Annotated in this window: 3 protein-coding genes; all 3 read right to left on the bottom strand. The window is 63.3% G+C overall.

What is annotated here, in order from left to right; genetic code table 11:
• Positions 1-33 precede the first annotated feature (33 nt).
• The 3 genes from tnpC to tnpA are packed head-to-tail and all read right to left on the bottom strand — an operon-like array spanning position 34 to position 2,531.
• Entirely contained in the window at positions 34-1,680 is a 1,647-nt protein-coding gene (gene tnpC, locus CKO15_RS13400; protein ID WP_200197260.1) for an IS66 family transposase, read from the bottom strand.
• A 60-nt stretch (positions 1,681-1,740) separates the two neighbouring features.
• Positions 1,741-2,106 (bottom strand): IS66 family insertion sequence element accessory protein TnpB, encoded by a 366-nt coding sequence (gene tnpB, locus CKO15_RS13395; protein WP_200197257.1) that lies wholly within the window; start codon positions 2,104-2,106, stop codon positions 1,741-1,743.
• Positions 2,103-2,531, bottom strand: a complete 429-nt coding sequence (gene tnpA, locus CKO15_RS13390; protein ID WP_200197255.1) for an IS66 family insertion sequence element accessory protein TnpA — start codon at positions 2,529-2,531, stop codon at positions 2,103-2,105. The genes tnpB and tnpA overlap by 4 nt, the downstream gene beginning before the upstream one ends.
• Positions 2,532-2,622: the final 91 nt, after the last annotated feature.

Below are 2,622 nucleotides of genomic sequence, written 5' to 3'. Positions count from 1 at the left end.
GTAAGCGTCCGGTAGATCCCGTGTAGCCGAACTTTACTCGGTGCTGGCATGCTCTCCGCAAGCTTGGGTTTGCGGCGCCCAGTTATAGGGCAGCAGTTCGTGGAGGCGGTTAACGGGATGGTCCTGGATGCGCTCAAGCACATCGATCAGGTAGTGACGGGGGTTAACCCCGTTCTGCTTGCAGCTTTCCAGGACGGTCAGCAGGATCGCCAAGGCGTGGCCGCCTTTCTCGGAGCCGGTGAAGTTCCAATTTCTCCGACCCACGCAGACCCCGCGCATGGCTCTTTCACCGCGGTTATTATCGGGCTCCAAGCGCCCGTCCTCGGTAAAGCGCAGCAGCGCCGGCCAGTGGTTGAGGACGTAGCTGATGGCCTTGGCGAATTCACCCCGAGGCGGCATGCTGGGCAGGATGCGATCGAGCAGCCGACGCAGGCGTTTGAGGATCGGCACCGTGCGGCGCTGGCGCTCCTGACGGATCAGTTCGGGATCCTCAATCCCTGCCTGGCGCAGGCGCGATTCCACCTGGTAGATCGCCGCGATCAGCTTCATCACCAGATGCACTCGGCCACGCTGCTTGTGCTTACGAGCGATCTTCTCGAACGGGCGGCGGGCATGGGCCCAACAGGCGCACCAGACCAGCGCGACTTGCAGCCGCTCGGCGTTGCGGTAGCCCGCATAGGCATCGGCCTGCAAATACCCTTGGTAGTCGCGCAGGTGCTCCAGCGGACCCTCCTGGGACCGGTTGGTGGTGTAGGCGTAGTACACCGGGATGATGTCGTCGTCCCGCCCGCGGCCCAAGTAGAGCCACAGGCGAGCGGTTCGGGTTGTTCGTCGTCCCTCCTCCAGCTGCGGCACCGTGGTGTCGTCGCTGTGCAGCACCGGACAGGCCAGAGCATCCTGGCGAATCAGTTCAGCGAGTGGCGCCAAGGCCGAAGCGCTCAGAAGGCTGTAGTCGCACAGCCGCTGGCGGGGAATCTCGTATCCATCCCGGGCCAGTTGTTGACTGATGCGGTTGAGCGGCAAGTGGTCGGTGAACTTACTCACCACGGTGTGGGCGAGCAGGCTGGCACCGACCTGGGCGCCGAGGATCGGCGGCGAGGGGCGCGGCGGAGAGACTACGGTGCGCTCCCCATCCTCACCCCGGACGGCGTACTTGGGTACTTCGTGGCGCTTGACGTAGAGATGCCCGGGGGCGTACTCGAGGGTCTCGGTCACCTCGGTGCCGATCTCTTCCAGCGGACCGCCGTTCTGGGCTTCCAGCTGCGCTCGGGTCTCCTCGTCGTAGTCGTAGCGCTTCGTCTCTCGCGGCAGTTCCGGCGGCAGGGGGCGACGCCCGCGGGGCGGTTGGGTCTTGCGCCGTTTTCCGGGCGCTGCGGTGCTGGTCTCTACTTCGTCGTCTTGCTGCTCGGGGACGGGCAGCTCCTGAGGATGGAATAGATCCAACTGGAGGTAGCACCCGCGCTCGGAGCTTTGCCCGAAGTGCTTGCGCTGCGTCTCGAGGATCCGATCCTTGAGAAGTTGCAGCTGCTCGCTCAGCTCATTGACCGAGGCGTCGAGCTGGGCAATATGCTGGTCTTGCTGCGCGATGACCTGGTCGCGCTCGGCTAAGGCGGCGATCAGCTGCGCCTCGCGCGGCGAGGCCGGGGATACCGGAAGCCCTTGGGAAGCATCGCTCGACATGATCGCATTATACCACGCCGAGGGCACCTAAGTTTATGACTGGCCTATAATAGCTGCTTATCAGTGGGTGGCGGTTGCAAGGCATCGTTGAGGCCTTTCCAGCCGGCGCCAGTCGATGCCCTCGAACAGCGCCTGCAACTGACTGCGCGAGAGCTGAATCTCTTCCTCGATCTTGCCGTCAACCGAATAAAGCCACTTGAAGCGCCCCCTCTCCAGGCGCTTGTAGATCATCACAAAGCCCTGGCCGTCCCAATACAGCGCTTTGAGCTTATCTCCGGCGCGGTTGCGGAAGACGAACAGCTCACCGCTGAGCGGGTCACGGCCCAAAGCCTCAACGATCTCGGTGCACAGGCCGTCGAAGGCCTTGCGGAAATCGACCGGTGCCACCGCCAAGTGGATGGCTGTATCCGTGGGCCAGCCGATCATGCCTCGAGAACCTCCACGGCCCGCTGCAGCGTCTCGGCGCAAAATCCCGGATAGAGTTCTAACCGCCGACCGTTGCTCAGGGTCACCAATACCGCTGCGCCTGTGCGAGGCAACGCGGCGACTGAATCGGGATCCGGAGTCGGGTTTGACTCTGGCTCCGCTTCCTCCTCTACCGTATGCACGGTCACAAAGCGCTGCGCCATGGCAGCCGGAGCCGGCTCTGATGGGGCGCGTTCCAGTTGCGATTGATCGGCTTCGGTCGCGGCCGCTACCCATTCCGGATATCGCGCGACCCACTGCGATAATTGCCAAGGTGGGATCCCGTGTAAACGGGCAAAGACCGCCTTGCTCTGGCCAGAGACCGCCCAACGCTGGACCAGATCCTTCCAGAAAGCGCGCTTGCGCTGTTGGATACCATCGGCCATACCGGCACATCTCCTTGGGTGAATGAGATCGTGCCGACGACGATGAAGGACTAGCCGGGACTATGGAATACGGGGTCTAGCGGACGCGTAC

This window comes from Halorhodospira abdelmalekii (assembly GCF_016583625.1).
Classification (GTDB): domain Bacteria; phylum Pseudomonadota; class Gammaproteobacteria; order Nitrococcales; family Halorhodospiraceae; genus Halorhodospira; species Halorhodospira abdelmalekii.
Note: the sequence above shows the minus strand (reverse complement) of the source record. Positions and strands in the feature narration are given on the sequence as shown.